This window comes from Iodobacter violaceini, from assembly GCF_011601265.1.
Classification (GTDB): Bacteria; Pseudomonadota; Gammaproteobacteria; order Burkholderiales; family Chitinibacteraceae; genus Iodobacter; species Iodobacter violaceini.
This window is the reverse complement of sequence record NZ_JAAOLX010000001.1, coordinates 108167-132576: the sequence shown is the minus strand read 5'-3', so window position 1 is coordinate 132576 and position 24410 is coordinate 108167. Positions and strand designations below refer to the sequence as shown.

The 24410-nt window shown below is 50.3% G+C and carries 23 protein-coding genes; 6 read left to right on the top strand and 17 right to left on the bottom strand.

Features of this window, described 5'->3' with window-relative positions; genetic code table 11:
* Positions 1 to 13: 13 nt before the first annotated feature.
* The 12 genes from HA050_RS00575 to cysE form a co-directional block, all read right to left on the bottom strand.
* Positions 14 to 331 carry a DUF2322 family protein gene (locus HA050_RS00575; protein ID WP_166820752.1) on the bottom strand — a complete coding sequence of 106 codons (318 nt, stop codon included), beginning with the start codon at positions 329 to 331 and terminating at the stop codon, positions 14 to 16.
* A gap of 141 nt (positions 332 to 472) precedes the next feature.
* Entirely contained in the window at positions 473 to 1735 is a 1263-nt protein-coding gene (locus HA050_RS00570) for an aspartate carbamoyltransferase (protein WP_166820749.1), read from the bottom strand.
* A gap of 159 nt (positions 1736 to 1894) precedes the next feature.
* Positions 1895 to 2866 (bottom strand): HD-GYP domain-containing protein, encoded by a 972-nt coding sequence (locus tag HA050_RS00565; RefSeq protein ID WP_166820746.1) that lies wholly within the window; start codon positions 2864 to 2866, stop codon positions 1895 to 1897.
* A 238-nt stretch (positions 2867 to 3104) separates the two neighbouring features.
* Positions 3105 to 3299, bottom strand: a complete 195-nt coding sequence (gene iscX, locus HA050_RS00560; protein ID WP_099397400.1) for a Fe-S cluster assembly protein IscX — start codon at positions 3297 to 3299, stop codon at positions 3105 to 3107.
* Positions 3300 to 3437: 138 nt separating this feature from the next.
* Positions 3438 to 3776 (bottom strand): ISC system 2Fe-2S type ferredoxin, encoded by a 339-nt coding sequence (gene fdx, locus HA050_RS00555; protein WP_166820743.1) that lies wholly within the window; start codon positions 3774 to 3776, stop codon positions 3438 to 3440.
* A gap of 167 nt (positions 3777 to 3943) precedes the next feature.
* Positions 3944 to 5800: a Fe-S protein assembly chaperone HscA gene (gene hscA, locus HA050_RS00550; protein WP_166820741.1), complete on the bottom strand. Its 1857-nt coding sequence runs from the start codon at positions 5798 to 5800 to the stop codon at positions 3944 to 3946.
* A gap of 238 nt (positions 5801 to 6038) precedes the next feature.
* Positions 6039 to 6572: a Fe-S protein assembly co-chaperone HscB gene (gene hscB, locus HA050_RS00545; protein ID WP_166820738.1), complete on the bottom strand. Its 534-nt coding sequence runs from the start codon at positions 6570 to 6572 to the stop codon at positions 6039 to 6041.
* Positions 6573 to 6769: 197 nt separating this feature from the next.
* Positions 6770 to 7093 carry an iron-sulfur cluster assembly protein IscA gene (gene iscA / locus HA050_RS00540; protein WP_099397405.1) on the bottom strand — a complete coding sequence of 108 codons (324 nt, stop codon included), beginning with the start codon at positions 7091 to 7093 and terminating at the stop codon, positions 6770 to 6772.
* Between the two features lie 70 nt (positions 7094 to 7163).
* Positions 7164 to 7544 carry a Fe-S cluster assembly scaffold IscU gene (gene iscU / locus HA050_RS00535; protein ID WP_046350771.1) on the bottom strand — a complete coding sequence of 127 codons (381 nt, stop codon included), beginning with the start codon at positions 7542 to 7544 and terminating at the stop codon, positions 7164 to 7166.
* Between the two features lie 258 nt (positions 7545 to 7802).
* Positions 7803 to 9017: an IscS subfamily cysteine desulfurase gene (locus tag HA050_RS00530; protein WP_166820735.1), complete on the bottom strand. Its 1215-nt coding sequence runs from the start codon at positions 9015 to 9017 to the stop codon at positions 7803 to 7805.
* Positions 9014 to 9499 (bottom strand): Fe-S cluster assembly transcriptional regulator IscR, encoded by a 486-nt coding sequence (gene iscR, locus HA050_RS00525; protein WP_046350773.1) that lies wholly within the window; start codon positions 9497 to 9499, stop codon positions 9014 to 9016. Before iscR ends, HA050_RS00530 begins: the two co-directional genes overlap by 4 nt.
* A 162-nt stretch (positions 9500 to 9661) precedes the next feature.
* On the bottom strand, positions 9662 to 10411 hold the full coding sequence (gene cysE, locus HA050_RS00520) for a serine O-acetyltransferase (RefSeq protein WP_166820732.1): 750 nt from the start codon (positions 10409 to 10411) through the stop codon (positions 9662 to 9664).
* Between the two features lie 130 nt (positions 10412 to 10541).
* On the opposite strand from cysE, the gene glgB reads away from it, so the two are divergent.
* From glgB to HA050_RS00495, 5 genes are all read left to right on the top strand, one after another.
* Positions 10542 to 12716: a 1,4-alpha-glucan branching protein GlgB gene (gene glgB / locus HA050_RS00515; protein WP_205836238.1), complete on the top strand. Its 2175-nt coding sequence runs from the start codon at positions 10542 to 10544 to the stop codon at positions 12714 to 12716.
* A 143-nt stretch (positions 12717 to 12859) separates the two neighbouring features.
* Complete coding sequence (gene glgX, locus HA050_RS00510; RefSeq protein WP_240928937.1) at positions 12860 to 14887, top strand: glycogen debranching protein GlgX; 2028 nt, start codon at positions 12860 to 12862, stop codon at positions 14885 to 14887.
* A gap of 362 nt (positions 14888 to 15249) precedes the next feature.
* Positions 15250 to 16875, top strand: coding sequence for an alpha-D-glucose phosphate-specific phosphoglucomutase (locus tag HA050_RS00505; RefSeq protein ID WP_205836237.1), 1626 nt, complete (start codon positions 15250 to 15252; stop codon positions 16873 to 16875).
* A 326-nt stretch (positions 16876 to 17201) separates the two neighbouring features.
* Positions 17202 to 17864 (top strand): YiaD family glycine zipper/OmpA-like lipoprotein, encoded by a 663-nt coding sequence (locus tag HA050_RS00500; protein ID WP_166820726.1) that lies wholly within the window; start codon positions 17202 to 17204, stop codon positions 17862 to 17864.
* Between the two features lie 233 nt (positions 17865 to 18097).
* A complete protein-coding gene (locus HA050_RS00495; RefSeq protein ID WP_166820723.1) occupies positions 18098 to 18823 on the top strand; it encodes a 1-acylglycerol-3-phosphate O-acyltransferase in 726 nt (241 codons plus the stop codon).
* Here the strand turns inward: HA050_RS00495 and HA050_RS00490 are convergent.
* A complete protein-coding gene (locus HA050_RS00490) occupies positions 18806 to 19543 on the bottom strand; it encodes an alpha/beta fold hydrolase (RefSeq protein WP_166820721.1) in 738 nt (245 codons plus the stop codon). The genes HA050_RS00495 and HA050_RS00490 overlap by 18 nt on opposite strands.
* Positions 19540 to 20550, bottom strand: coding sequence for a M14 family zinc carboxypeptidase (locus HA050_RS00485; protein ID WP_166820718.1), 1011 nt, complete (start codon positions 20548 to 20550; stop codon positions 19540 to 19542). The genes HA050_RS00490 and HA050_RS00485 overlap by 4 nt, the downstream gene beginning before the upstream one ends.
* Positions 20551 to 20824: 274 nt before the next feature.
* Between HA050_RS00485 and HA050_RS00480 the strand changes: the two genes are divergently transcribed.
* The gene (locus HA050_RS00480; protein ID WP_205836236.1) at positions 20825 to 21592 is read left to right on the top strand and encodes a substrate-binding periplasmic protein; all 768 of its coding nucleotides are present in this window, start codon (positions 20825 to 20827) and stop codon (positions 21590 to 21592) included.
* A 17-nt stretch (positions 21593 to 21609) separates the two neighbouring features.
* Here HA050_RS00480 and HA050_RS00475 read toward each other — a convergent pair whose 3' ends face one another.
* From HA050_RS00475 to HA050_RS00465, 3 genes are all read right to left on the bottom strand, one after another.
* Positions 21610 to 22824, bottom strand: a complete 1215-nt coding sequence (locus tag HA050_RS00475) for an MFS transporter (RefSeq protein WP_205836235.1) — start codon at positions 22822 to 22824, stop codon at positions 21610 to 21612.
* Between the two features lie 31 nt (positions 22825 to 22855).
* Positions 22856 to 23524 (bottom strand): amino acid ABC transporter permease, encoded by a 669-nt coding sequence (locus tag HA050_RS00470; RefSeq protein ID WP_166820712.1) that lies wholly within the window; start codon positions 23522 to 23524, stop codon positions 22856 to 22858.
* A gap of 95 nt (positions 23525 to 23619) precedes the next feature.
* Positions 23620 to 24396: a transporter substrate-binding domain-containing protein gene (locus HA050_RS00465; protein ID WP_166820709.1), complete on the bottom strand. Its 777-nt coding sequence runs from the start codon at positions 24394 to 24396 to the stop codon at positions 23620 to 23622.
* Positions 24397 to 24410: the final 14 nt, after the last annotated feature.

The following is a 24410-nucleotide window of genomic DNA, read 5'->3' as shown; positions in this document are numbered from 1 at the left end:
TCGTCCGCCTTGGTCAAATTTTAGCGCTAATCAATTTTACTGCTAACGGTTTTCCATTTTCTGCCAGGGTTAATAAGCGGTCGATATTGGGGTGTTTGCCTGGAAAGGCCAGGGCATCCCGGCTGTGTTCCGCATAAAGGCGCAGGCCTTTCGCAGCAGCAACGGCGTTGATTGCGCCAAACTCCTGATAAAGCGCGTGATAAACCCGCACGCTGCCTGCCTGGCCGGGCTTGTTTTCAATGCGTGCCACCTGCGTTTCGCCATCAAGCAGCTCAAGTGCGGATAAGTGATCGATAGCAGGCAGGCTGGCAAGTACGTCGGCAAAAAGCATGGAATATCCTTACATGGGGTTTGAAATCAGGGGCGTTTACGCATGGGCTGCAACGGATGCACGGGCACAAAAGGTGCCCTCCTGGATATTACAGTATCTGGCCAGCCTGTTTAAGGGGTTGCAGGCTGGCAAAAATCAGGCTTACAGCTCGTCAAACGATGCGTCATTCGGTCCTAATTTTTGTGGGTGTACCCAGCTGATATCACGCAGGCTGTGCTGTATTTGCTGGTCTACACCCAGCAACTTGGCAAAAATCGCCATGCGTACCGGCACCCCATTATCAGTCTGGCGGAAAATAGCCAGCCTTGGGTCCTGGTTTAAATCAGTAGATAAGTCATTTGCACCTGGGCGGCTGTCTCTGGGCAGCGGGTGCATCACGATTACATCGGGTTTGCAGAAGGTATCGACTGCCCGCAGATTGATCTGGAAGTTTTCACCATAGCCTTCCATGACTTCGCCCTGCATCCGTTCTTTTTGCACGCGGGTTGCGTAAATCACATCGGCTCCGGCAAGCCCGCTGGCCAGATTGTCGGTGCATTCAATCACGTTTCCATTGCGGCTGGCCGCATCCAGAATACTTGCAGGCATTTCCAGGCCGGTTGGTGCAAGCAGCGTTATTTTCAGCCCCTGATACAGGCCCAGTAATTTTGCTAATGAATGGGCGGCCCGGCCATGTTTTAAATCGCCCACCAGTGCAATATGACTGCCATCAATCAGCTTATTAAGGCGGGAAAACTCGCGCTCCATGGTGTAGAGATCGAGCAGGGCCTGGGTGGGGTGCTCGCCAGGGCCATCGCCACCGTTGATGATGGGAATATTGCTGGCTTCTGCAAACTCGGCCACCGCGCCTTGTTCGGGGTGACGGACAACAATCACATCGGCGTAGCCACTGACAACACGGCTGGTGTCATAGATGGATTCACCCTTGGCCATCGATGAAAAAGTAAAGCCGGTGGTGTCGCAGACCGATCCGCCCAGCCTGCAGAATGCAGCGCCAAAGCTGATGCGCGTGCGGGTACTGGCTTCAAAAAACAGATTGGCCAGTACGGCGCCTTCAAGCACGCGGCAGGTTTTTTGCCTGCGGGCTACGGGCTGCATAATATCTGCAATGCGAAACAGCTCTTCTACGGATTCGCGTGAGAATTGCTCAACAGAAAGCAGGTGAGGCGCCCAGTTTGCTGTGCTGACATGGTGTGCAGGCGCAACTTTTGTATCCTGGCTGAGGATTTCAGCCAAAAATCGCTCAACAATGGTGGGCATACTGCGGTGTTCATTTGAGTTGTCAGGCAGCAGCCAGCTGTCTAAAGCGCGCCGGCTTACACCCAGGCGCTCGGTGAGCGCATCGCGGGTGAGGTTGAGCAGTCGCATGGCATCGCGAAGGATTGTTTGTTGAGCGGATTGCATATTGGCACCTTATCTACACGTTGCGTGGATTGTGTGCTCTTTTTGATTGGCGTGCAATACGCTTTGTGTTTAATTATTGATCTGTGTTAACTAATTGCGTATAGATTTTGGCTGTAAAAGGGGATGTATTTATGAAACTGCAGGCCGGTCTTGAAGGGCTCAGGCCCCGGCTGCGTCGCTTCCCCAGACATCTTCCATAGGTACGAGGCCGGCAATACGCTGGCTTTCGATGACACCAATAATGCTGTAATCGATATCCTCGCTGTCCCTTTCAACGATATCCACCAGGGGCTGCCATTGCTTATTAAAAATGGCGGCAACAATCGGGGTTTGCTCGCTCACGCCAGGACGTTTGACAATGCCCACTTCGCCATTAAGCAGCTGCACAACCGCGCCCGGTGGGTAAAGCCCCATGGTTTGAGTAAACAGGCGGCCCAGCTTGACATCAATGCTGTTGGCAGAGCCTGTAAGCGAAGTGAGCAAAGCCAGATCAGACAGTTGCCCGCGCCGCCATGCATTGCGGGTCAGCATGGCGCAATAGCGGTCGGCAATGCCGATCAGACGCGCTTCAAAGTGAATGGCATCGCCAGACAACTGCTGAGGGTAGCCACTGCCATCAGGGATTTCATGGTGTTGTAAAACATAATCCAGCCACAGCGGATCAGTCACGCCCAGCCTGCGCAGCGTATCTCTGCCTTCAACCGGGTGAACCTGCATCAGCAGTCTTTGCTCTTCGCTCAGCGGGCCGGATTGGGTGGAGAGTTTTTCCTGAATGGCATACATGCCGATATTCATGGTTAAAGCGGCTGCAACAACAGAGCGCCGCTCTGTGGGGGAGCGGCCTAAATCGCGTAAGGCCAGCTCTACCACGCAGGCCACATTAATGGCGTGCCGGATAGCGTAAGTGCCGTCCTGACGCAGCATAATCATGCCAATCACAACATTACGGTTCAGATCGCAAGCACGGCCAAGGTGATCCACAATCGTGCCAATATGGGCAGGAAATACGCCGGCATAGCTTTCAGCTTTCGATAAAATTCGATCCAGTGCAGCCCTGGATTCAAATACGAACCGGGGGGCAGAGAGTGGTCGTGATGTTTTCTGTCCGCCAGAGCGGGGGGATGTGGCCATGCAAAGCTCCGTATATTTCCTTGTCATTTTAGCTGAATAAATAGCAAGGAGAAGGCATGCAATGTTACAAGAGGGATGTTTATTTAAAATTATCTTTTATTCAGTGTAAAAACTAAGGTGTAAATGCTTAAGAAATCAGAGGGATTGTCTTTAAACCGGCACTTTATATAGATTGTTTTTGTTATACATAAAAATGGCTACAGTATCAGCCTCTGCAGCCATTATGTTGCAATGGGGCTTAGTCTGCTTCATCCATCCACATCAGCTGGATGGCTTCCAGAATTTTTTCACCGCAGTGTTTCGCGTCATCATTAAAGCCTTCTAATTCCATAACCCACTGCATTAAATCAGTAAAACGTACGGTCTTAGGATCCAGCTCCGGGAATTTATCAGCCAGCTGAATGGCAATCTCGCGGGAATCTGTCCATTTCATGATTCAATCCTTTTTGTCTCATAAGAAATAAAAAGCTGTTTCTTATTGGTTTGTTTTTCCCGTTTGCGGGGCCAGATGTTTTTTTATCAGCGGCCTCAGCCGTTTGCGATCTGCACTGCGCAGGGCATGAGCTGTAAATTAATGATGCTCGCGGGCGTGGTTGATGGTGTATTTTGGAATCTCTACCACTAAATCTGTGTCAGTAATAATAGACTGGCAAGACAGGCGCGATTCGGATTCAAGGCCCCATGCTTTATCCAGCATATCGTCTTCCAGCTCATCAGAAGGTGCCAGTGAATTAAAGCCTTCACGAATAATCACATGGCAGGTGGTGCAGGCACAGGATTTTTCGCAGGCGTGTTCGATTTCAATATCGTTTGCAAGCAGGACATCGCAAACCGACGTGCCCGCTTCGGCTTCAAGCACCGCACCTTCGGGGCAAAGCTGGGGGTGGGGCAGAACTACAATTTGAATCATGATTCATCCTTGGCATTTGGCTTATTACACAAAAACCTCAATCCTGAACCACAGAGATCACAGAAGACACGGGTCTCCACAGAGAAAACCAAGTCATGGCCGGGCTAAATTAACGCTCTGTGTGTTCTGTGTTTTTATCGGTCTCTGTGTCTGCAGGTTTTCAAAATTTACATCTCAGCAATTTGCTTGCCCGCTAAGCCACGCTTTACCGCGGCATCCATACGTTTGGCAGCAAAGTCACCCGTTGCTTCATTGAGCTTTTCAGTCGCCGCGTGGATGGCGTTGGCGTCTTTTTCCTGCATGCTGCTCATAAGCTGCTGCAAGCTGCTTTCAATGGCGGCGCGCTCTTCGCTATTAAGTAAATCGCCATCTTGCTGCAGCGCAGCCGTGCTGGCATTGAGGATGGATTCGGCATCAACCAGTGCTTCGGCCAGCTTACGGGCCTGCACATCGGCGCTGGCATATTGCATGGAATCGGTCAGCATCGTGGCGATTTCATCGTCAGATAAGCCGTAAGAAGGCTTCACCATAATGCTGGCTTCAACGCCGGATGACAGCTCTCTTGCCGCAACGGATAATAATCCATCCGCATCTACCTGAAAGGTGACACGAATGCGCGCAGCGCCTGCCACCATCGGCGGAATGCCGCGCAGCTCAAACCGGGCCAGGCTGCGGCAATCGCTCACCAGCTCGCGCTCGCCTTGCAATACATGGATGGCTATGGCGGTTTGACCATCTTTAAAAGTGGTGAATTCCTGCGCTCTGGCGGTAGGAATAGTGCTGTTTCTGGGGATGATTTTTTCCACCAGATTACCCATGGTTTCCAGCCCCAGCGAGAGTGGAATCACGTCCAGCAGCAGCCATTCATCCTCACCCTTATTGCCTGCCAGTACATTGGCCTGAATCGCCGCACCAATGGCGACCACTTTATCGGGGTCAAGATTGGTGAGCGGTTCTTGTTTGAAGAAATCGGCCACTGCATGGCGTACTTGCGGCATGCGGGTGGCGCCGCCAACCATGACTACGCCCTTGATATCACTGACTTGCAGCCTGGCATCGCGCAAAGCTTTGCGTACAGGGGTGATGGTGTTGCTGACAAGGGTGTGAGTGATCTCATGCAGCGTTTCTGTGCTCAGAGCCACATCCACCACGACGCCTTCGCTCAGCACGGCTGTGATGCGGGTAGCAGGGTGATCAGAAAGCGCTTCTTTGGCTTCGCGGGCGCGGGTCAGCAGCACACGGGCGTCATGGGCGTTCAGTGCGGATAAGCCCGCTTCTTGTAAAATCCAACAGTAAATGCGGTGGTCAAAATCATCGCCGCCCAGCCTTGAATCGCCTGAGGTGGCGCGTACTTCAAATAAGCCGCGGGTCAGCTCCAGGATGGATACATCAAAAGTGCCGCCGCCTAAATCGTAAATGACATATGTGCCTTCGGCCGCATTATCCAGACCATAGGCGATGGCGGCTGCTGTGGGCTCATTCAGTAAGCGCAGAACATTCAGGCCGGCGATTTGGGCTGCATCTTTGGTGGCCTGACGCTGCGCATCATCAAAATAGGCCGGTACAGTAATCACGGCACCAACCAGCTCGCCACCGAGGCTTTGCTCGGCGCGGGTTTTAAGAGTGCGCAGAATATCTGCCGAGACTTCAACCGGGCTTTTTACACCTGCGCGTGTCGATATTTTGAGCATGCCCGGCTCGTCTACAAAGCGGTAAGGCGTGGCTAAATCGGCAATATCATTAATACCACGGCCCATAAAACGTTTGACCGAACTGATGGTGTTGCCCGGATCATCATTCTGGCGTGCCAGTGCGCCACAGCCCACGCGGGTTTCTCCATCCTTGCCGTAATTCACCACGGAGGCCAGCAGAGTACGGCCTTGTTCGTCCGGCAAGCAGACGGCGCTGCCGCTTTTTACCGAGGCCACTAAGGAATTGGTCGTGCCAAGATCAATGCCGATTGCAAGGCGGTGCTGATGTGGCTCGGCAAATAGACCCGGCTCAGAAATTTGTAATAAGGCCATGTTTCATCCGTAAGATAGCTAGCTTCGCTATTCTTTAAAAAGCGTAATGACAATATGTAAGCTGAATGAAGCTTCAGCTTAAAACGAAGTGTCCAAAATTTTGAACCACAGAGAGCGCAAAGAAAACAATGGGGTGAATGATTTTCTCTGTGTACTCTGTGCCCTCGTTTTTCTCTGTGGTTTCAGGTTTAGCTCTGTATCAGGCCTGGCTGAAGAATCTTGTTCATCAGGATACTTTTTAAAACAGCAGGGTTTCTATGGCGTCGCCAATTTCCTGCTCTAATTTTTCCATAAAGCGAAGTTTACGCACGGCAACAGTGGCCGCGCTTAAATCATGCGTTTCGTCCAGCAGGCTGGCAAGGTGTTGCTCCAGCGCGCTGGTTTCAGCGGCCAGCTCTCTGCCAATGTTTTCTAAGCTTTCAATATTTTGTGTGGCTTTTGCATCGCCAATCGCCTCACGCCATTCCATTTGATTCATTAAAAAATCAATCGGCATGGCGGTATTGCTTTCTTCCTCAGTGTCGACGCCGGCCAGCTTGAGTAAATAGCGGCCACGGGCAATTGGGGATTTGAGCGTTTGATAGGCTTCATTGACTTGGGTAGCAATCTGCAGGCTCATACGGCGCACAGCATCGTTCTCGCTGGCAAAGCGGTCAGGATGATAAGTGGCAAGTAAGCTGCGGTAATTGCTGTCAATGCTGCGCTGATCGAGTGCAAACTGAGCAGGCAAGCCGAAGAGGGCGAAGTGGTTTTGCGTAAAGTCGAAGTTCATGGCATTTTTGGCGGGGAAGGGGGTGAAATGCTGCTTTAAAACCCAAATCTTAAACCACTGAGGAAAAGGAGGACGCGGAGTTACACGGAGAAAAACTTACTTTAGAGTGGGTGCTCTCTGGTTTGTTTTTCTCGTTTTTTTCTCCGCGGGCTTCGTGGTGAAAATTTATGGTTTTAAAGGCTTGCTGCATTTGCGTACTAAACGTTAAAGCTTTCGCCGCAGCCGCACTCGTTTTTAACGTTGGGGTTATTAAATTTAAACCCTTCGTTCAGGCCTTCCTTGGTGAAGTCCAGCTCGGTGCCATCAAGGTAAGCGAGTGATTTGCTGTCGGTGAAAATCTTTACCCCGAAGCTTTCAAACGCTAAATCTGTATCGGAGGCGACATCGACAAATTCAAGCTTATACGCCATGCCGGAACAACCCGAGGTTTTAACGGCCAGACGCACGCCAAGACCTTTGCCACGCTTTGCCAGAAAGTTGGAAATATGGGTTGCTGCACTTTCACTTAATGTAAGAGCCATTTTTTTGCCTCGCAATAACACTGCGTCATCGGTTATTCAGACGCATTACGCCGTAAGTTGAACCAATAGATTAACCGTGCTTGGTTTTGTAATCCGCTACCGCTGCTTTAATGGCGTCTTCGGCCAGAATAGAGCAGTGGATTTTAACCGGAGGAAGTGCTAATTCTTCGGCAATTTGCGTGTTTTTAATGCTCAAAGCCTGATCGAGCGTCTTGCCTTTTACCCATTCGGTAACTAAGGAGGACGATGCAATCGCTGAGCCACAGCCATAGGTTTTAAATTTAGCATCTTCGATAATGCCGTCTGCGCCTACCTTGATTTGCAGCTTCATCACGTCGCCACAGGCCGGAGCGCCCACCATGCCAGTCCCTACAGTGTCGTCGCCTTTTTCAAACGCGCCAACATTACGTGGGTTTTCATAGTGATCCAGAACTTGTTCGCTGTATGCCATTTTGTGTGCCTCTTTACTTTTGCTGTGGTTCGCAGGTGTGTAACCCAACATCTTGTTAACTGAGTGTGCTGGGTTACGCGATATCGTCAGCTACAACGGCTGACGATCCCGCTAACCCAACCTGCTTACTTGGTTTACTGTTAAGTCAACTTTGTTCTGGCGATGAATCGCTGTTCTGAGCAAGGCGCAAAGTGGCGATGTTTACAATTGTAAACGAGCTACTTTGCAGCGCAGCTCAGGACGGCGAGGCGCGCCAGATTAGTGGGCGGCCCATTCAATTGTTGAGATATCAATGCCTTCTTTGTACATATCCCAAAGCGGCGACAGCTCACGCAGTTTGCCGATTTTGCTGCGAATTAAAGCAATCGCAAAGTCGATTTCTTCTACGGTATTAAAGCGGCCGATAGTGAAGCGGATCGATGAATGTGCCAGCTCATCCGAGCGGCCAAGAGCACGCAATACATAAGACGGCTCTAAAGATGCCGATGTACACGCAGAGCCACTGGATACGGCCAGCTCTTTCAGGGCCATCACCAGCGATTCGCCTTCTACATAGTTAAAGCTCACATTCAGATTATGTGGAACACGCTGTTCCATATCACCGTTCAGGTGGACTTCTTCGATGTCGGATAAACCTGCCCACAGGCGGTCACGCAGCATACGCATGCGTTCCAGCTCGGTGCCCATATCTTCTTTTGCGATACGGAATGCTTCGCCCATACCGACGATTTGGTGCGTAGCCAGCGTGCCAGAACGGAAACCACGTTCATGACCGCCGCCGTGCATTTGTGCTTCAAGGCGGATACGTGGCTTGCGGCGGATATACAGCGCGCCGATGCCCTTAGGGCCGTAAGTCTTGTGCGCAGAAAAGCTCATTAAATCGACTTTAAGCGCTGCCAGATCAATCACTACCTTGCCTGTGGCTTGCGCGGCATCCACGTGGAAAATAATGCCTTTTTCGCGGCATAATTCGCCAATTGCCGGGATATCCTGGATCACGCCGATTTCGTTATTAACAAACATCACTGAGATCAGGATGGTGTCCGGGCGAATCGCCGCTTTCAGCACATCCAGATCAAGCAGACCGTTGTCTTTTACATCTAAATAAGTCACTTCAAAGCCTTCGCGTTCCAGCTCGCGCATGGTATCCAGAATGGCTTTGTGTTCTGTTTTAACAGTAATTAAATGCTTGCCCTTGGCCTGGTAAAAGTGCGCTGCACCTTTTAAGGCCAGGTTATTGGATTCGGTGGCACCTGAGGTCCAGACGATTTCTTTTGGATCGCAATTAACCAGCGCGGCAACCTGTTCACGTGCTTCTTCTACAGCCGCTTCTGCTTCCCAGCCAAAGGCGTGTGAGCGCGATGCAGGGTTGCCGAAGTGCTCGGTTAAACAGGGAATCATCCTGGCTGCAACACGTGGGTCCACAGGTGTGGTGGCTGAGTAGTCAAGATAGATAGGTTTGGTCGCGCTCATTTTGCGGATGCTCCGGATTCAATACGAGAAGGCTTAATACTGCCGAGTAAAATGCTGTCATTACAGCGTTTTTGCTTGGCCTGATGTTTGTCTATCAACTGCGCCAGACTGATCGAGGCGAGGTAATCAAAGATCGTGCTGTTCAGGCTTGCCCAAAGGTCATGCGTCATACAGCGGCCTTCATCATGGCAGTTTTCTTTGCCACCACATTGGGTGGCGTCCAGTGGCTCGTCCACCGCTAAAATAATATCGGCAACGGTAATCAGGCTGGCATCTTTGGCGAGGCAATAGCCGCCGCCTGGCCCGCGTACGCTGTCTACCAGCTCGCGACGGCGCAGCTTGCCAAACAGTTGCTCTAAATAGGAGAGCGAAATATGTTGGCGCTCGCTAATGCCGGAAAGCGTCACCGGCCCCGCGGATTCCCGCAGTGCAAGGTCTAGCATTGCCGTTACAGCAAAACGGCCTTTGGTCGTCAGTCGCATGATTTTCCTCTCATTACAGGCCAATCCTAAAATACCAGAGTGATTTAGTCAAGTATTGATGAGGGGCGTGGAGCTGTGGGGCAGGAGACCGTGGCATATTTGCGGGCGTAGTGAGTGGTGATCTGTTCCGATTCCCCGCTTACTACTCCCATCTCTGGTCAATCAATCCACAATCCGGTTGAGGTAGCCAGGGTCAAACTGATCGCCTTCGGCTCTTTCTGCTTCACAGTTCACGCCCAGCTGCTCGAGCTTAGCCAGAATGGCTTCGATGCGCTTATCGGTGGTGACTGAATGATCAAGCATGCCGTGGATGGCTTTAACGATGGGGTCATTCATGTCGGCAGAAATACCATAGGCCGAAAAGCCCATTTGTTCGGCTTTGGCCGCCCTGGATTTATCTGCTTCTTCGATAATCCGGGCGGGGATGCCAACAGCTGTAGCGTTGGCGGGGACGTCTTTTACCAGCACGGCATTAGAGCCTACCTTGCCGCCCTCATGCACGGTAATCGGGCCAAGGATTTTTGCGCCTGCGCCTACAATCACGCCGCGCTCTAAAGTAGGGTGGCGCTTGCCTTTATTCCATGATGTGCCGCCCAGTGTTACTCCGTGATAAAGCGTGCAGTCGTCGCCTATTTCGGCGGTTTCGCCAATCACAATGCCCATGCCGTGATCAATAAACACACGGCGGCCAATCGTTGCGCCAGGGTGGATTTCAATACCGGTAATAAAGCGTGAAAAGTGCGAAACCATGCGGGCTAAAAGTTTACAGTCACGCCGCCATAAGCCATTGGCTACTAAGTGCAGCGACAGTGCGTGAAACCCCGGATAACAGCAGACCACTTCTAAAATATTACGGGCGGCAGGGTCGCGGTCGAAGACCACAGAGATATTTTCACGCAGACGAGCAAGCATAATGAGCTAAAGCCAGGCACTAAAGTTGAGCATTTTACTCGACTTTGAGCACGAAGGGGAGCGCTTACTGGGGGCAATGACTATGATGAAAGCGATATTGTGCGATTAACATGATCTTAAGCAGGCAATGATGAGCGGGCTCGATTCTGATCTGACAGAAGCAATCTGCAGCGCTGGCTGTGGCGATCCTTTTGCCGTACTTGGCATGCACCAGGATGGCGGCAGGATTTGCGTAAGGGCTTTTTTACCTGATGCCAGCGCCTGTGTGGTGATTGACAGTGCCACAGGCAGCCGCCTTGTGGCGCTTCGCCTGATTGATGAACGAGGCCTGTTTGCCGGCCATATTCCCCGCCGTAAAAAAGTATTCAGCTATCGCCTTGCAGTGCTGTGGGGAGAGCAGGAAATCGTGCTGGAAGATCCTTATCGCTTTGCCCCCATACTGGGCGAGATGGATGTTTGGTTATTAAGCGAAGGCAAGCATCATCGCCCCTTTGAAAAACTGGGCGCTCACCCGCAGCAAATGGATGATGTCAGTGGTGTGGTATTTGCCGTATGGGCACCCAATGCGCAGCGTGTGGCGGTAGTAGGAGATTTTAATTTCTGGGATGGCCGCCGTCATGGCATGCGTTTACGGCGGGAATGCGGCGTATGGGAGATATTTATTCCCGGCGTTGAACAAGGCGCTTGCTATAAGTTTGAGATTCTTGATCAGGCGGGTGTTTGTCAGTTAAAAGCTGATCCTTACGCCTTTGCCGCCGAGCTGCGCCCCGGCACAGCCTCCAAAGTGGCAGGGTGTCCGTCCAAAGTGCCAGAGTTTGCTGGCAGGCGGGCGGCTAATCAGGGCGATGCGCCCATCAGTATTTATGAAGTGCATTTAAGCTCATGGCGGCGCGTACCGGAAGACGGCTATCGCTGCTTAAACTGGCATGAGCTTGCAGCACAACTGCTTCCCTATGTAAAAGAGCTGGGTTTTACGCATCTGGAGCTGTTACCCATCAGCGAGTATCCCTTTGATGGCTCTTGGGGGTATCAGCCGCTGGGGCTTTATGCACCAACGGCAAGACTGGGCAGCGCAGCGGATTTTAAGTCCTTTGTGCAAGCCGCGCATGAAATGGGTCTTGGCGTTTTGCTCGATTGGGTGCCTGGTCATTTCCCTGGGGATAGCTTTGGCCTCGCGCAATTTGACGGTACGCCCCTGTTTGAGCACAGCGATCCACGGGAAGGTTTTCATCTTGACTGGAAAACGCTGATTTATAACTACGGGCGTAATGAAGTTAAAAATTATCTAATTGGTAATGCCCTCTATTGGATAGAGCGCTTTGGCGTGGATGGTTTACGCGTTGATGCGGTGGCGTCGATGCTCTACCGTGATTATTCGCGGGCAGCAGGGGAATGGATTCCTAATGAATGGGGCGGGCGGGAAAACCTGGAGGCCATTGCCTTCTTGCGCGAAATGAGTGAAATCCTCGCCAGCGAATGCCCTTATGCCGTGACCTTTGCCGAAGAATCAACTTCTTTTCCAGCGGTGACTCAGCCTGTTGCTAGGGGCGGGCTGGGCTTTAATTACAAATGGAATATGGGCTGGATGCACGATAGCCTGGGCTATATGCAGCTTGATCCCATTTATCGCCAGCATCACCATAATCAAATGAGCTTCAGCCTGATGTATGCCTTTGATGAGCGCTTTGTACTGCCGCTTTCGCACGATGAAGTCGTGCATGGCAAAGGCTCGGTACTCAGCCGTATGCCGGGGGATATCTGGCAGCAATTTGCCAGTTTGCGTGCCTATTACGCCTTTATGTGGGCGCACCCGGGTAAAAAACTCTTGTTTATGGGCTCGGAATGGGCGCAGGTGCGGGAGTGGTCGCATCAGCATAGTCTGGACTGGCATTTGCTTGAATCGGCATGGCACCGGGGCGTGCAGGCTTTGGTGCGGGATTTAAATCAGATTTACCAAAGCCAGCCCGCTTTACATCAAATTGATTTCGAATCACGCGGCTTTAACTGGATTATTGCAGATGATGCAATTCATTCTATTTTTGCGTTCAGCCGCCATTCAGAAAATGACTTTGTGCTGATTGTCGCTAACTTTACCCCCGAAGTGCGCCACCAATACCGAGTGGGCGTGCCTAATGCCGGGCGCTATATTGAAATCATTAATACGGATTCGATGTATTACCAGGGGGGTAATGTGGGCAATGGCGAATGCCAGAGTGAAAGTATCGCCAGCCATCAATACCCGCAATCCTTAGCGATGACGATTCCACCTTTAGCGACGCTCTATTTAAAGTGGCAGGGTGAATAAAGCTAAAAAATCTGCAGACACAGAAAGCAGTGAGTACACAAAGAAATAACATATTAAGCCGGCCTCATGAAGTGCAAGATTTTGTCTTCCCTCTGTGTTCTCTGTGTCTGCAGGTCTTAGGTTGTTTAAAATAGGAATACGCTATGAAGCTGGAAGAAGGAACGCCGTATCCGCTGGGTGCAACCTTTGATGGGGATGGTGTGAACTTTGCCTTGTTTTCTGAGCACGCCACAAGGGTGGAGCTGTGCCTGTTTGATGCTTCAGGAATTAACGAAGCCGCACGTTTTGAGCTGACAGAATGCACAAACGATGTCTGGCACGGCTATTTGCCCGATGCGCCTGCCGGATTGGTTTATGGCTATCGTGTGCATGGCCCTTATCAGCCCTCGCAGGGGCATCGCTTTAACCCCAATAAAGTGCTGCTTGATCCCTATGCACATGCCATTGTGGGCGAGTTCAGTAATGACCAGCGCAGCTTTGGCTATCAGGAAGATCAGCCGGGCCTGCCCGATCCGATCGACAACGCGGCGATTGCCATTAAGGCGAAGGTGGTTGCCGAGCCTTACGACTGGGGTGATGAAAAACCGCCGCATATTCCTTTAGCCGAAACGATTATTTATGAAGCCCATGTTCGCGGCATGACCATGCTGCATCCAGATGTGCCGGAAGAAATACGGGGCAGCTATGCAGGATTAGCCCATCCCGCCGTATTGGCACATTTAAAAAAACTGGGGATTACAACTATTGAATTACTTCCCGTTCATTTTTTTATTGATGAATCCCATTTATTAAAACAGGGTTTAAGTAATTATTGGGGCTATAACAGCCTGGGCTTTTTTGCACCGGAAACACATTATTGGTCTGGCCGTGAAGGGACAACGCCTTTATCTGAATTTCGCGATATGGTGAAGGCTCTGCATGGCATTGGGGTAGAGGTGTTGCTGGATGTGGTGTTTAACCATACCGCTGAATCAAGCGATATGGGGCCGACTTTATCCCTGCGCGGTATCGACAATGCCAATTACTATGTATTAAAGCCAGGGCAGCCTGATCAGTATGAAAACTGGTCTGGCTGCGGCAATGTGCTTAATTTAAGCCATCCGCGCGTTTTACAAATGGTGATGGATAGTTTGCGTTATTGGGTGAGCCAATGCCATGTTGATGGTTTCAGATTTGATTTAGCGCCTATTCTTGGCCGGGTGGACCAGCATTTCAGCCCGCAAGCGCCTTTTTTTATTGCGATTGGGCAAGATCCGCTTTTATCCGGGGTTAAATTAATTGCCGAGCCATGGGATGTGGGCCACGGCGGCTATCAGCTTGGGCATTTCCCAAATGGCTGGGCCGAATGGTCTGATCAGTTTCGTGATGTGATGCGCAAATTCTGGCTGCACGATGGCGTACATCGTGCACTGTTTGCTCAGCGCTTTGCAGCATCCAGCGACACATTTCACCGCCAGGGACGGCGGCCCGTATCGGTGGTTAATTTTATCTGTGCCCACGACGGTTTTAATTTGCGCGATATGGTTTCATACAATCACAAGCATAATCAGGCCAATAAAGAGCATAACCGCGACGGGCATAATCATAATTTAAGCTGGAACTGTGGTGAAGAAGGGCCAAGCAAAGATAGTGGCGTGAATATATTGCGATTACGCTCGATGAAAGCTATGCTGGCGACCGTTTTATTGGCGCAAGGCACGCCCATGTTTCTGGCCGGAGACGAGCTGGGGCATACACAGCAGGGTAATAACAATGCCTATTGCCAGGATAATGAAATGAGCTGGCTGAACTGGCAGCTGGCCGAGCCTGGGCTTGTTGAGTATGTGGCTGAGCTGATTGCTATTCGTAAATCCTGCGATGTACTGATGTCCGGGCGCTGGTGGACTGGCATTCATGATGAATGGGGAAGGGCTGACGTAGAATGGCTCAATCCTTCTGGCGCGCCGCTTCATTCGCATGACTGGGAAGACGCTGGTGGCCGGGCGATGATGATACAACTTGGCGGGCGTTTATTGATCATGATTAATGCATCCGCTCACCAGGTGCATTTTCGCTTGCCAGCAGGGATGTGGGGGCTGAGACTAGCCAGCACAGGGGATGCAGAATCAGAAATCAATCCTCATGATTGCCGCGTGGCAGCGAGGAGTGTGACGATTTTGGAGAGTAGTTGAATGTGAGCTGTTTGAATGTACGGGCTAAAGCAAGGTCACAAAGATCTTTTTAGTGCTTTCGGCATGTTGATTTTGGTGCGGGCGTCCCGCTGGACCTTTCTTTCTTGCGCGGCCAGGAAACGAAGCCAAGCCACAACCTCAAAACACGAAATCTCGGCGTGTTTTGAGGGGAGTAAAAGCCCGATGCCAAGAGCGTAATTATTATGTTTATTCGTTGTATTCAAATATAAGTAAAACCAAGTTTAGTTGGCTTGTAAGTACGGATTACTTAGTCGCTTTTCTCCGTGAAACTCCGCGTTCTCCGTGCACTTCGTGGTTCAGGATTTGGGTTTTGTCCCGCCGTCATTAATAAGGAACTCCGTTTGAAAGTCGTCAATACACAGTCTGTTTCTGGTCAACGCCCTGGTACTTCGGGCTTACGTAAGAAAGTCACCGTTTTTCAGCAGGCGAATTATTTAGAAAACTTTGTTCAGGCCATTTTTAATGCTGTGCCTGCACTTAAAGGCGGCACCCTGGTGTTGGGTGGGGACGGGCGTTTTTATAACCGGGTGGCGGTGCAGATTATTTTGAAGATGGCTGCTGCCAATGGCATCGCTCAGGTGATTCTCGGGCGGGGTGGGATTTTATCCACGCCGGCGGCCAGCAGCGTAATTCGTAAATATGCCGCCACAGGAGGAATTATCCTGTCGGCCTCGCATAATCCGGGCGGGCCGGATGGCGATTTTGGCATTAAATACAATACCGATAATGGCGGCCCGGCCGCAGAAAAAATCACCGAAGCTATTTACCAGCACACCACCAGCATCAGCCAGTACCAGATCAGCGATGCGGCAGATTTGGATTTAGACGTAACAGGCAGCTTTAGCGTGGCAGGCATGGCGGTAGAGATCATCGATCCGGTGGCCGATTATGCCGTGTTAATGCAGGATTTATTTGATTTTGACGCGATTCGCGCATGGTTTGCTGCGGGAAATCGCATGCAGTTTGATGCCATGTCGGCGGTTGCTGGCCCCTATGCGGCAGAGATTATTGAAGGTCTGCTCGGCGCGCCGCAAGGCACGGTGGTGAACGGCGTGCCGCTGGAAGACTTTGGTGGCCACCATCCGGACCCTAATCCTGCCCATGCTACTGAGCTGATCGCCACGATGTCGGCAACCGATGCGCCTGACTTTGGTGCGGCGAGTGATGGCGATGCAGACCGCAATATGGTGCTGGGACGCAATTTTGTGGTGACGCCATCGGATAGCCTGGCGGTATTGGCTGCGAATGCCACCCTGGTGCCGGGCTATCGTAAAGGCCTGGCCGGTGTGGCCAGATCAATGCCAACTTCCGCCGCAGTGGATGCCGTTGCCAAAGCGCTGGGCATTGCCTGCTATGAAACGCCAACCGGCTGGAAGTTTTTTGGCAATTTGCTCGATGCAGGCAAGGTGACGCTCTGTGGTGAAGAAAGCTATGGCACAGGCTCGGACCATGTGCGCGAAAAAGACGGCGTATGGGCGGTGCTGTTCTGGCTGAATTTGCTGGCCGTAACGGGCAAATCGGTAGAAGAAATCATCACTGAACACTGGGCACGCTTTGGCCGGCATATTTATTCCCGCCATGATTTTGAAGAGATTGCCAGTGATGCAGCGGAAAATCTGATGGCCGCACTCAGAGCACGCCTGCCAGAATTGGCAGGGCAGAGCCTGGGCGGACAAGTGGTGAGGCTTGCTGATGATTTTGCTTATGACGATCCGGTAGATGGCTCGCATAGTGCAAGGCAGGGTGTGCGGATTATTTTTGCGGGTGGCGACCGGATTATTTACCGGCTTTCCGGCACAGGTACGGCGGGAGCAACGCTGCGTGTATATCTGGAAAAATATCAGGCAGATACAGCCGGGCATGGTGCAGAAACACAGGCGGCACTGGCGGATTTAATTACCGTCTCACGACAGCTGGCACAAATTCAGACCTTTACCGGCATGGTGCAGCCCACCGTTGTGACTTAATTTTATTTCTGTTTTATATGCGGCCTGCTGGTTTCACCGGTATTGTTTGGGTGAATCAGCAGGCCGCTGGCTGTGAGCTTATTCTCATTTATATGGGGGATTTTTACCGTTTTGCGCTTAATTTTGAATGCTCAGGCTGATTTAAGATTTTGTTTTAAAAAAGTAATATTGTCTTTTACTTATACCTGTTGGGTAATATGCCCAAATCCTTTTGAATGATTTTCAGGCCAGGCCGTTTACAATCGGGCTTTATTCATTCAGCAGAATATTGAATCGGCATGTCTTTTTTAATCATGTTCTGATTTTATATTCAATAAGGAGTTCGCATGCGTATCACCCTTCCTCTTATTCTTGCGTTAACGCTTTCAGCGTGTGCCACCAATGATCTGGGGGAAAAGCGCGATTTAAATAAAACTGAGCTGGGCGCTTTGATTGGTGTGGTAGGTGGTGCGGTGGCCGGTGCTGCAATTAATCATAATAATCGTGGCAAGGGTGCATTGATTGGTGCTGTGGGCGGTGGCCTTGCGGGCGGTGGTATTGGCTATTATATGGATAAGCAAGCCAAAGATTTTCAACAGCAATTAGCTGCAGAAATTCAGCGTGGTGATATCACCGTACAAAAAATGGCCGATCAGTCACTGCTGGTGAGCATGACTTCAAACACCGGTTTTGATACGAATTCTTCAGTGCTTAAGCCTGGCTATACCCCAACACTCGATAAGATTGCCAAAATTGTGAACCAATATGGCAAAACCAGCATTTCAATTGTGGGCCATACCGATAGCACTGGCAGCGTAGCCATTAATCAAAGTGTTTCCGAGCGCCGTGCTCAGGCTGTGTCCGATTATTTTGTCAGCCGTAATGTGAATGCGATTCGTCTTGATGCTTCGGGGCGGGGCAAGACAGAGCCAAGGGCAAGTAATGAGACTGAAGCAGGGCGCAGCTTAAATCGCCGCGTTGAATTACGTATTGTGCCGGTAGCCGCATAAACTTTTTATCAGCGCTTCTTGTCAGGTGAAAGCCAGTCATAGAAAGTGGATTGCAAAGAGGGCGTGTCTGTTTTCTTGTGAACGATCGTTTGCGATGAAACATACACGCCCTCTTTGTCTGGTCTTTAAATATCTGTTGCAGAATCTGATCAGGCTCAACCATTCGGCGACTTTGATTGTGAAGTAGCCCATAGATCCGTACACTGCTGCCCTTTCTTACCATGGGCGCTTTTATGCTTTATTCGCTTCGTATGCTTTTGATGTCGGTGCACTTTATTTTAGCTGGCATGATTGGCATCCTTATTGGACTCTGCCGCCCGTTTAATCCTGATAATAGTCGCCTTTGCGGGCGCCTGTATTCGCTGCCTGCCATGCGTATTCTTGGCTTTAAAGTTAAGGCCGAGATAAAAGATTTACTGGAGCATCAGCGCTCTTGTGTGATTATTGCAAATCACCAGTCAAACTATGACCTCTTTGTTTTTGGTGGCGCAGTGCCAGCGCGCACTGTAACGATTGGTAAAAAAAGCCTGAAATGGATCCCATTTTTTGGCCAGCTATTCTGGCTGGCGGGCAATGTGCTGATAGACCGAGGCAATTCTCAGCAGGCTAAAAAAGCCATGCTGGCCACTACGGATACCTTGCAGCATAAAGACACATCGATCTGGGTTTTTGTAGAAGGCACACGTAATAAAGGCCGTGGTTTATTGCCATTTAAAAAAGGGGCTTTTCAAATGGCGATTAATGCTGGTGTACCTATTTTGCCGGTCTGTGTAAGTACTTATATTAACCATCTGCAGCTTAATCAGTGGCAGGGTACCGAGCTTTTGATGAAATCGCTGGCTCCTATTCCTACTGCAGGTTTAACGCAGGATGATTTGCCCGCTTTAATTGAACAATGCCGCAATCAAATGCAAGCGTGTATTCAGGCGCTTGATGAGCAATTAATGCAGGCTCATTAAATACAGGGCCAGTTTATTGAGTACCCAATCGCCGTCGTCCAGCGGTAAATCGTGCCCTGCCTGTGTGTTAACCCAGCAGGGCACTTGCCATTTTTCTGCCAGCGTTTGCGAGCAGGCCGGGCTGACCAGCTGATCTTTAGCCCCGGATAAGAGTAAAAGTGGCACATCGGGTTTGCTGGCACGATAAAACATCGCTGCTGCGAGCTGGCGCAGGATATTGGCTCGTGAAACAGGAAACTGCTTTTGGAATTGAATCCATTGGGCTAATGCGGCCTGAGGCTGGTTGGTGCTGGTTAATTCTAAAATGATTTTTTCTTTACCTGCAGTATCACTGAATAATAAGCGGATTAAAGCGGGAAAACTTTGCAGGCGCAGACGGTGATAAAAAGGATTAAAGGGCCGCAAGCTGGTATTAATCAGAATGCAGGCCCGTATTTCTTTTGGATACGCATTGGCCCATGCAACAGCGGCCATTGCTCCAAGGGATATGGCCAGCACATAAAATGGGCCGCTGCATTGCTGATTAATTAAAGTCTGGCGGATATGGCTGATCATATCGCTGATATCGATCAGGCTTTTTTCCTGATACAAAAGGCCATTGCCCGGCCAGTCAATTGTAATCAGTCTGTCATTGGGGTAAGCCGTTTGTAGCTTGGGAATAAATTCTCCCCAATGCCTGGATTCCCGCATCAGCCCGCGTAATAAAACCCATGTTTTCATAGTATTCCGTACCATAAAGCTTCGGCTTCTTCTTTACAGTTTAAATAATGATTGGTTTTAGGAAGCCAGTGAATGTGATCGTGCACTGCGCGTAATAAAAATTCAAAAAGTAATAAATGGCTGCGTAATACGCGCTGCTGACGGTGCGGCACAATAGGATTAAATAACCCCAGTAGTGACATTAATTGCCGCGGGTTTTTTTTTACCCATAACCATGAGCCTAATTCCAGCGTGAGCGGCAGAAATAAATGGCCGCTGCCGCTATTCTCCTGATACAGATAATCCCAAATATCTCCATGGGTACAATATTGCAAAGCCTGAGGCTCAATGACATAGGGATGGTGCGGGTAGCTTTGATCAAACAAAGCTTTTAGCGCATAGATTTCAGGTAAATTAGGAAAAGGGCTGCGGGTATGGGCATAGGGAAACCATATTCTGTCTCTTAAGCCAAATCCCGAATGACAATCGAGCGCGATGCTGAATGGGCTGCTGAGTAATTGAGTTTTAACCACATGGCAAAGTGCCTGGTTTTCTAATTCCATTTGCGAATTAAATTCACCACGGTACCAGGGCAAAAGAGGGCTGATGCGGTGGCCCCCCACCAGAAAAGAAGTTTTCTCACTGGATTCAACCGGGGCATTACGCATTAAATCGACACCACGCCCATTACTGCGGGTGCCCCGGGCAATCCCAATGGGGTTAATCAGCGGCATAAAGACAAGGCGCATGGTTTCCAGCTTGCGCTGCAAGCTGCTGTCCCAGCGCAGCCTGACTAATAAAGAGCGCAAAAATGCCAGCACAATCTGGCTGCCGATGCGCTCCAGCCCGTGCACGCCGCCAAAAAAACCAAGCACAGGCGCTTCGGGTTTTTGGCTGCCCATACTGATGCTGTAAAGGGGAAAGCTGATTTCTGCACTTTTGACCTCACCATGCTGTTGTAAATGGAGAGCATCACCTGCCTGCAGGATGATTTCTTCCAGTTCAACCAGTTCAGGCAATTGCAGCATGGCTTACCTATTCAGTGATCAGTTTCGGTCAGAATACTTGATAGTAAGTGACTTGCCTCTGGCTTGCAGGTTTTAAAGCCACAGCTAAAACGTTTTTGTGGTTTTTAAGTCCTTGATCTTTAGTGGAAATAGGCTGAGCTGCAGAAAAGGGTCTCAGCGGGCTGCCTGTTAGTGCGCTGCGCTTTAAGCAGGGTGAAACAAGCATCATGGGCTATTCTGAAGGCGGAAGTTTGGATGATGTATTGCTTTTAGCTGCCGGATAAGGGGTCAGCAGATGAGGCTTTTCCTTGTTTACATACTTTTACTTTTTGCAGCAAAAACATCTGCAGCAGAGAAAGTGATTATTGAAGGCGATGATGATTACGCACCTTATTCTTTTATTGAAAACGGGCAATATAAAGGCATTTATGTTGATTTTTTAAAGCTTGCCGCAGAAAAACTGGCCCCTGATTATTTGCTGGAGCTGCGGCCTGTTCCATGGAAGCGTGGTTTAAAAAGCATTGAAAATGGCCGTGTTTTGGCTTTGTTTCCGCCTTATCTGAATAAAGACCGCCGTTATATACAGGCTTATTCTGTGCCAATTTACCGGGAGCGTGTGGTGCTGTTTTGTCGGGAAGATATGATTTCTGCTTCACGTAAAGTGTTTCCAAAAGATTTTTATGGTTTGCTTATTGGGGTGAATCTTGGATTTACACTGGGTGACAAAATGGTAGCAGCGGTTAAATCAGGCAGGCTGAGTATTGAGGAGGTGAAAGGCAATGATACAAATATTAAAAAATTACTGATGGGCCGGATCGCTTGTTATGCTAATGACAGATTATCTGTTATTTACAGCCTGAAAAAATGGAAGAATACATTTGAGGCATCAAAAATAAAATTAATTGAAGCGGCAGAAATTTCAGAAGAAGATGCCTTTATTGCTTATGGCAGTGAGTATAAGTGGCCTGAAAAAGAAGACTTTATTTTAAAAATGAATATGGCTATTGAAGAGCTGAAAAAAACCGGCATTATTTCAAAAATGATTAATGAATATACTCAGTAATGATTCCGTGGCCTGTTTTACCTTTTATAAAGCCGGTCTCTTTTTGCAAGTGCCGGAAACTTTTTGATCCAGATGCCTGCTACCAGCAGGGTGCCTGCGCCACCCATTATGACCGATGGCACGGTGCCGAATGCCGCCGCTGTCAGGCCTGATTCAAATTCCCCCAGCTGATTGGATGCGCCAATAAATAGTGCATTGACGGCGCTGACCCTGCCCCGCATTTCATCCGGGGTTTCCAGCTGTACCAGCGATGAGCGGATGACCACACTAATCATATCGCTTGCCCCCAGAATAACGAGCGCCAGTATTGATAAGGGAAATGAGCGGGATATCCCAAACACCATGGTTGCGATGCCAAAAAGCGCCACGGCAGCAAACATCAGCTTGCCTACCCGCCGCTGTGGCGGGTACCAGGCCAGCCAGACAGACATCCCTAAGGCACCAACCGCAGGTGCAGAGCGTAATGCACCCAGCCCCACCGGGCCGGTGAGCAAGATATCCTGGGCATAAACCGGCAGCAGGGCGGTGGCTCCGCCAAGTAAAACGGCAAAGAGATCAAGCGAGATAGCGCCGAGCAGCTCAGGTTTGCTGCGGATATAACGTATCCCTGCCAGTAAGGCGGGCAGGCGTGCCTCGGTGCTGATGGCTCTGGGCAAGGCGGCGGGTATTTGCATGATCAGCCAGAGTGCCAGTAAATAGAGCGCTGCGCTGATGCCATACACGCTGCTGGCACCCAATACATATAAAAAACCACCCAGAGCAGGCGAGATAATCGTGGCGGCCTGCATGCCGGATGAGGATGTCGCTAAAGCGGAGGGTAACAGGGCAGATGGAACCAGGCCTGGTAGCAAGGCCTGCAGGGCGGGCATTTCAAAGGTGCGGGCGGTGCCCAGAATCACGGCCAGCAGAAAAATCCATTCACGGCCAAGCTGTGCCTGAGTGGCCACCCAGGCCAGCGCCAGTGCTGTCAGCGCTTGTACCAGCTGGCTGATGGCCACAATACGCCCCCTGTCATAGCGATCGGCCGCATCGCCTGCGGAGAGCATAAACAAAAGGCGCGGTGCAAATTGTGCAAGGCCGATCAGGCCAAGATCTAAAACCTGGTGGCTTCGCGAGTACACCTGCCACGCCAGTGCAACCGATAAAATCTGGAAGCCACTCGCGCTAAGCACGCGGGTAAACCAGAATAAAATAAAGGCCTTGCTTTTGCGTAAGCTGGCGGGCTCGCTCATTGACAGGCCTCTGCCCGATCGGGCTGTGTGTTTATCTGATATACATTTTGTTAAGTCTTTCTTCCAGCTTTCTTTGTACGCCTTCAAATGAGGCACTCATCGCCCAGTAAATGGCTGCAGCGGCCAAATAAAGTGGGAAAGGCTGAAAGGTGGTGGCAATTACTTCCTTACTTGCCAGCATCAGCTCGCTGACCGAAATCACCGAAACCAGCGAGGTATCTTTAATCAGGCTGATCAGGCTGTTAGAAAGGCTGGGCACGGCCAGGCGCAAAGCCTGTGGTGCCACTACATAGCGCAGCGTCTGGCTGTTGGTCAGCCCCAGGCTTTTACCCGCGTCCCACTGGCCCTGTGTAATGCCATTGATAGAGCCACGCAGCGTTTCAGATAAATAGGCACCTACATTCAGGCTCAGAGCCAGTACACCGGCTGTCAGCGGCTCAAATTGAATACCGATACTGGGCAGGCCAAAATAAATCACAAAGAGTTGCACTAACAGTGGTGTGCCACGGATACAGCTGACATACACAGCGCTTAATTGCGCCAGCACGGGTAACTTGCTTAGCCGGATGATGACAACCAGTATGGCGATCAGTAATCCACCCAGCATGGATGCCAAAGCCAGAATCAGCGTATAGCCTGCGCCTTGCAGCAGGATAGGAAAGGCGTCTTTAAGCAGCTGAATTAAACCGGGTAAATCCATTAATCACTCCAAAAATAAAAGCCCCCGGTTGTTACAGGGGGCGCAGGTCTTGCTCATCTGGCAGATTCTGTGTGTTGGGAATCTGCCATGATATTTTACTGTGCAACAGGCGGTTTGCTTACATCACGGTCAAACCATTTTTTCGAGATTTTTGTGAAACTACCATCTGCTTGTAAATCCGCCAAGGCTTTATTGAGCGAGGCCTTAAATTTAGGGTTGCCTTTCACAAAAGGGATGCCTGATTTTTCAAGATCACCCAGTGGCGCGCCTGCTTTAAGTGGCAGCTTGGTTTTCTTAACAATGTACGGAATCAGCAGGCTGTCGTTCAGTGCTGCATCAATGCGACCAAGGGCCAGGTCTTGTAAATACTCTTGCGAGCCTGGATAGGTTTTAACATCAATTCCGCCAACTGCCTTAGCGATGTCTGCGTAATTAGTGCCCTGGCCAAGACCCAGTTTTTTGCCTTTTAAATCGTCCAGCTTTTTAAAGCTGCGTGTTTCATTACTGCGCACAATCAGCTGCGGGCTGGAGATCGTGTAAGGCTCGGAGAAGTCAAAAGTCTCTTTGCGCTTATCAGTAATGCCAACCTGATTGATCACAATATCGTACTTGCCTGCTTGTAAGCCTGCCAGCATGGCACTCCATTCGCTGGTGCTGAATTCTGCTTTTACGCCCAGCTTTTGGGCTAAGGCTTTGGCCAATTCAACTTCAAACCCTGTTAATTCATTGTTTTCTTTGTAGTTAAATGGAGGATAAGTGCCTTCAACTGCAATTTTCAAGGTTCCGCGTTGCTTTACGGTATCCAGTAAATCAGCGGCAGAGGCATGCAGAGTAAAGCCCAACAGGCTGGCTGCAAGTAAGAATTTGCGCATATGTATATTCCTTT

What these genes read in the sequence shown, in the direction of transcription:
- HA050_RS00575 (WP_166820752.1), bottom strand. Translation starts at nt 331, where the DNA reads ATGCTTTTTGCCGACGTACTTGCCAGCCTGCCTGCTATCGATCACTTA.
- HA050_RS00570 (WP_166820749.1), bottom strand. Translation starts at nt 1,735, where the DNA reads ATGCAATCCGCTCAACAAACAATCCTTCGCGATGCCATGCGACTGCTC.
- HA050_RS00565 (WP_166820746.1), bottom strand. Translation starts at nt 2,866, where the DNA reads ATGGCCACATCCCCCCGCTCTGGCGGACAGAAAACATCACGACCACTC.
- iscX (WP_099397400.1), bottom strand. Translation starts at nt 3,299, where the DNA reads ATGAAATGGACAGATTCCCGCGAGATTGCCATTCAGCTGGCTGATAAA.
- fdx (WP_166820743.1), bottom strand. Translation starts at nt 3,776, where the DNA reads ATGATTCAAATTGTAGTTCTGCCCCACCCCCAGCTTTGCCCCGAAGGT.
- hscA (WP_166820741.1), bottom strand. Translation starts at nt 5,800, where the DNA reads ATGGCCTTATTACAAATTTCTGAGCCGGGTCTATTTGCCGAGCCACAT.
- hscB (WP_166820738.1), bottom strand. Translation starts at nt 6,572, where the DNA reads ATGAACTTCGACTTTACGCAAAACCACTTCGCCCTCTTCGGCTTGCCT.
- iscA (WP_099397405.1), bottom strand. Translation starts at nt 7,093, where the DNA reads ATGGCTCTTACATTAAGTGAAAGTGCAGCAACCCATATTTCCAACTTT.
- iscU (WP_046350771.1), bottom strand. Translation starts at nt 7,544, where the DNA reads ATGGCATACAGCGAACAAGTTCTGGATCACTATGAAAACCCACGTAAT.
- HA050_RS00530 (WP_166820735.1), bottom strand. Translation starts at nt 9,017, where the DNA reads ATGAGCGCGACCAAACCTATCTATCTTGACTACTCAGCCACCACACCT.
- iscR (WP_046350773.1), bottom strand. Translation starts at nt 9,499, where the DNA reads ATGCGACTGACGACCAAAGGCCGTTTTGCTGTAACGGCAATGCTAGAC.
- cysE (WP_166820732.1), bottom strand. Translation starts at nt 10,411, where the DNA reads ATGCTTGCTCGTCTGCGTGAAAATATCTCTGTGGTCTTCGACCGCGAC.
- glgB (WP_205836238.1), top strand. Translation starts at nt 10,542, where the DNA reads ATGAGCGGGCTCGATTCTGATCTGACAGAAGCAATCTGCAGCGCTGGC.
- glgX (WP_240928937.1), top strand. Translation starts at nt 12,860, where the DNA reads ATGAAGCTGGAAGAAGGAACGCCGTATCCGCTGGGTGCAACCTTTGAT.
- HA050_RS00500 (WP_166820726.1), top strand. Translation starts at nt 17,202, where the DNA reads ATGCGTATCACCCTTCCTCTTATTCTTGCGTTAACGCTTTCAGCGTGT.
- HA050_RS00495 (WP_166820723.1), top strand. Translation starts at nt 18,098, where the DNA reads ATGCTTTATTCGCTTCGTATGCTTTTGATGTCGGTGCACTTTATTTTA.
- HA050_RS00490 (WP_166820721.1), bottom strand. Translation starts at nt 19,543, where the DNA reads ATGAAAACATGGGTTTTATTACGCGGGCTGATGCGGGAATCCAGGCAT.
- HA050_RS00485 (WP_166820718.1), bottom strand. Translation starts at nt 20,550, where the DNA reads ATGCTGCAATTGCCTGAACTGGTTGAACTGGAAGAAATCATCCTGCAG.
- HA050_RS00480 (WP_205836236.1), top strand. Translation starts at nt 20,825, where the DNA reads ATGAGGCTTTTCCTTGTTTACATACTTTTACTTTTTGCAGCAAAAACA.
- HA050_RS00475 (WP_205836235.1), bottom strand. Translation starts at nt 22,824, where the DNA reads ATGAGCGAGCCCGCCAGCTTACGCAAAAGCAAGGCCTTTATTTTATTC.
- HA050_RS00470 (WP_166820712.1), bottom strand. Translation starts at nt 23,524, where the DNA reads ATGGATTTACCCGGTTTAATTCAGCTGCTTAAAGACGCCTTTCCTATC.
- HA050_RS00465 (WP_166820709.1), bottom strand. Translation starts at nt 24,396, where the DNA reads ATGCGCAAATTCTTACTTGCAGCCAGCCTGTTGGGCTTTACTCTGCAT.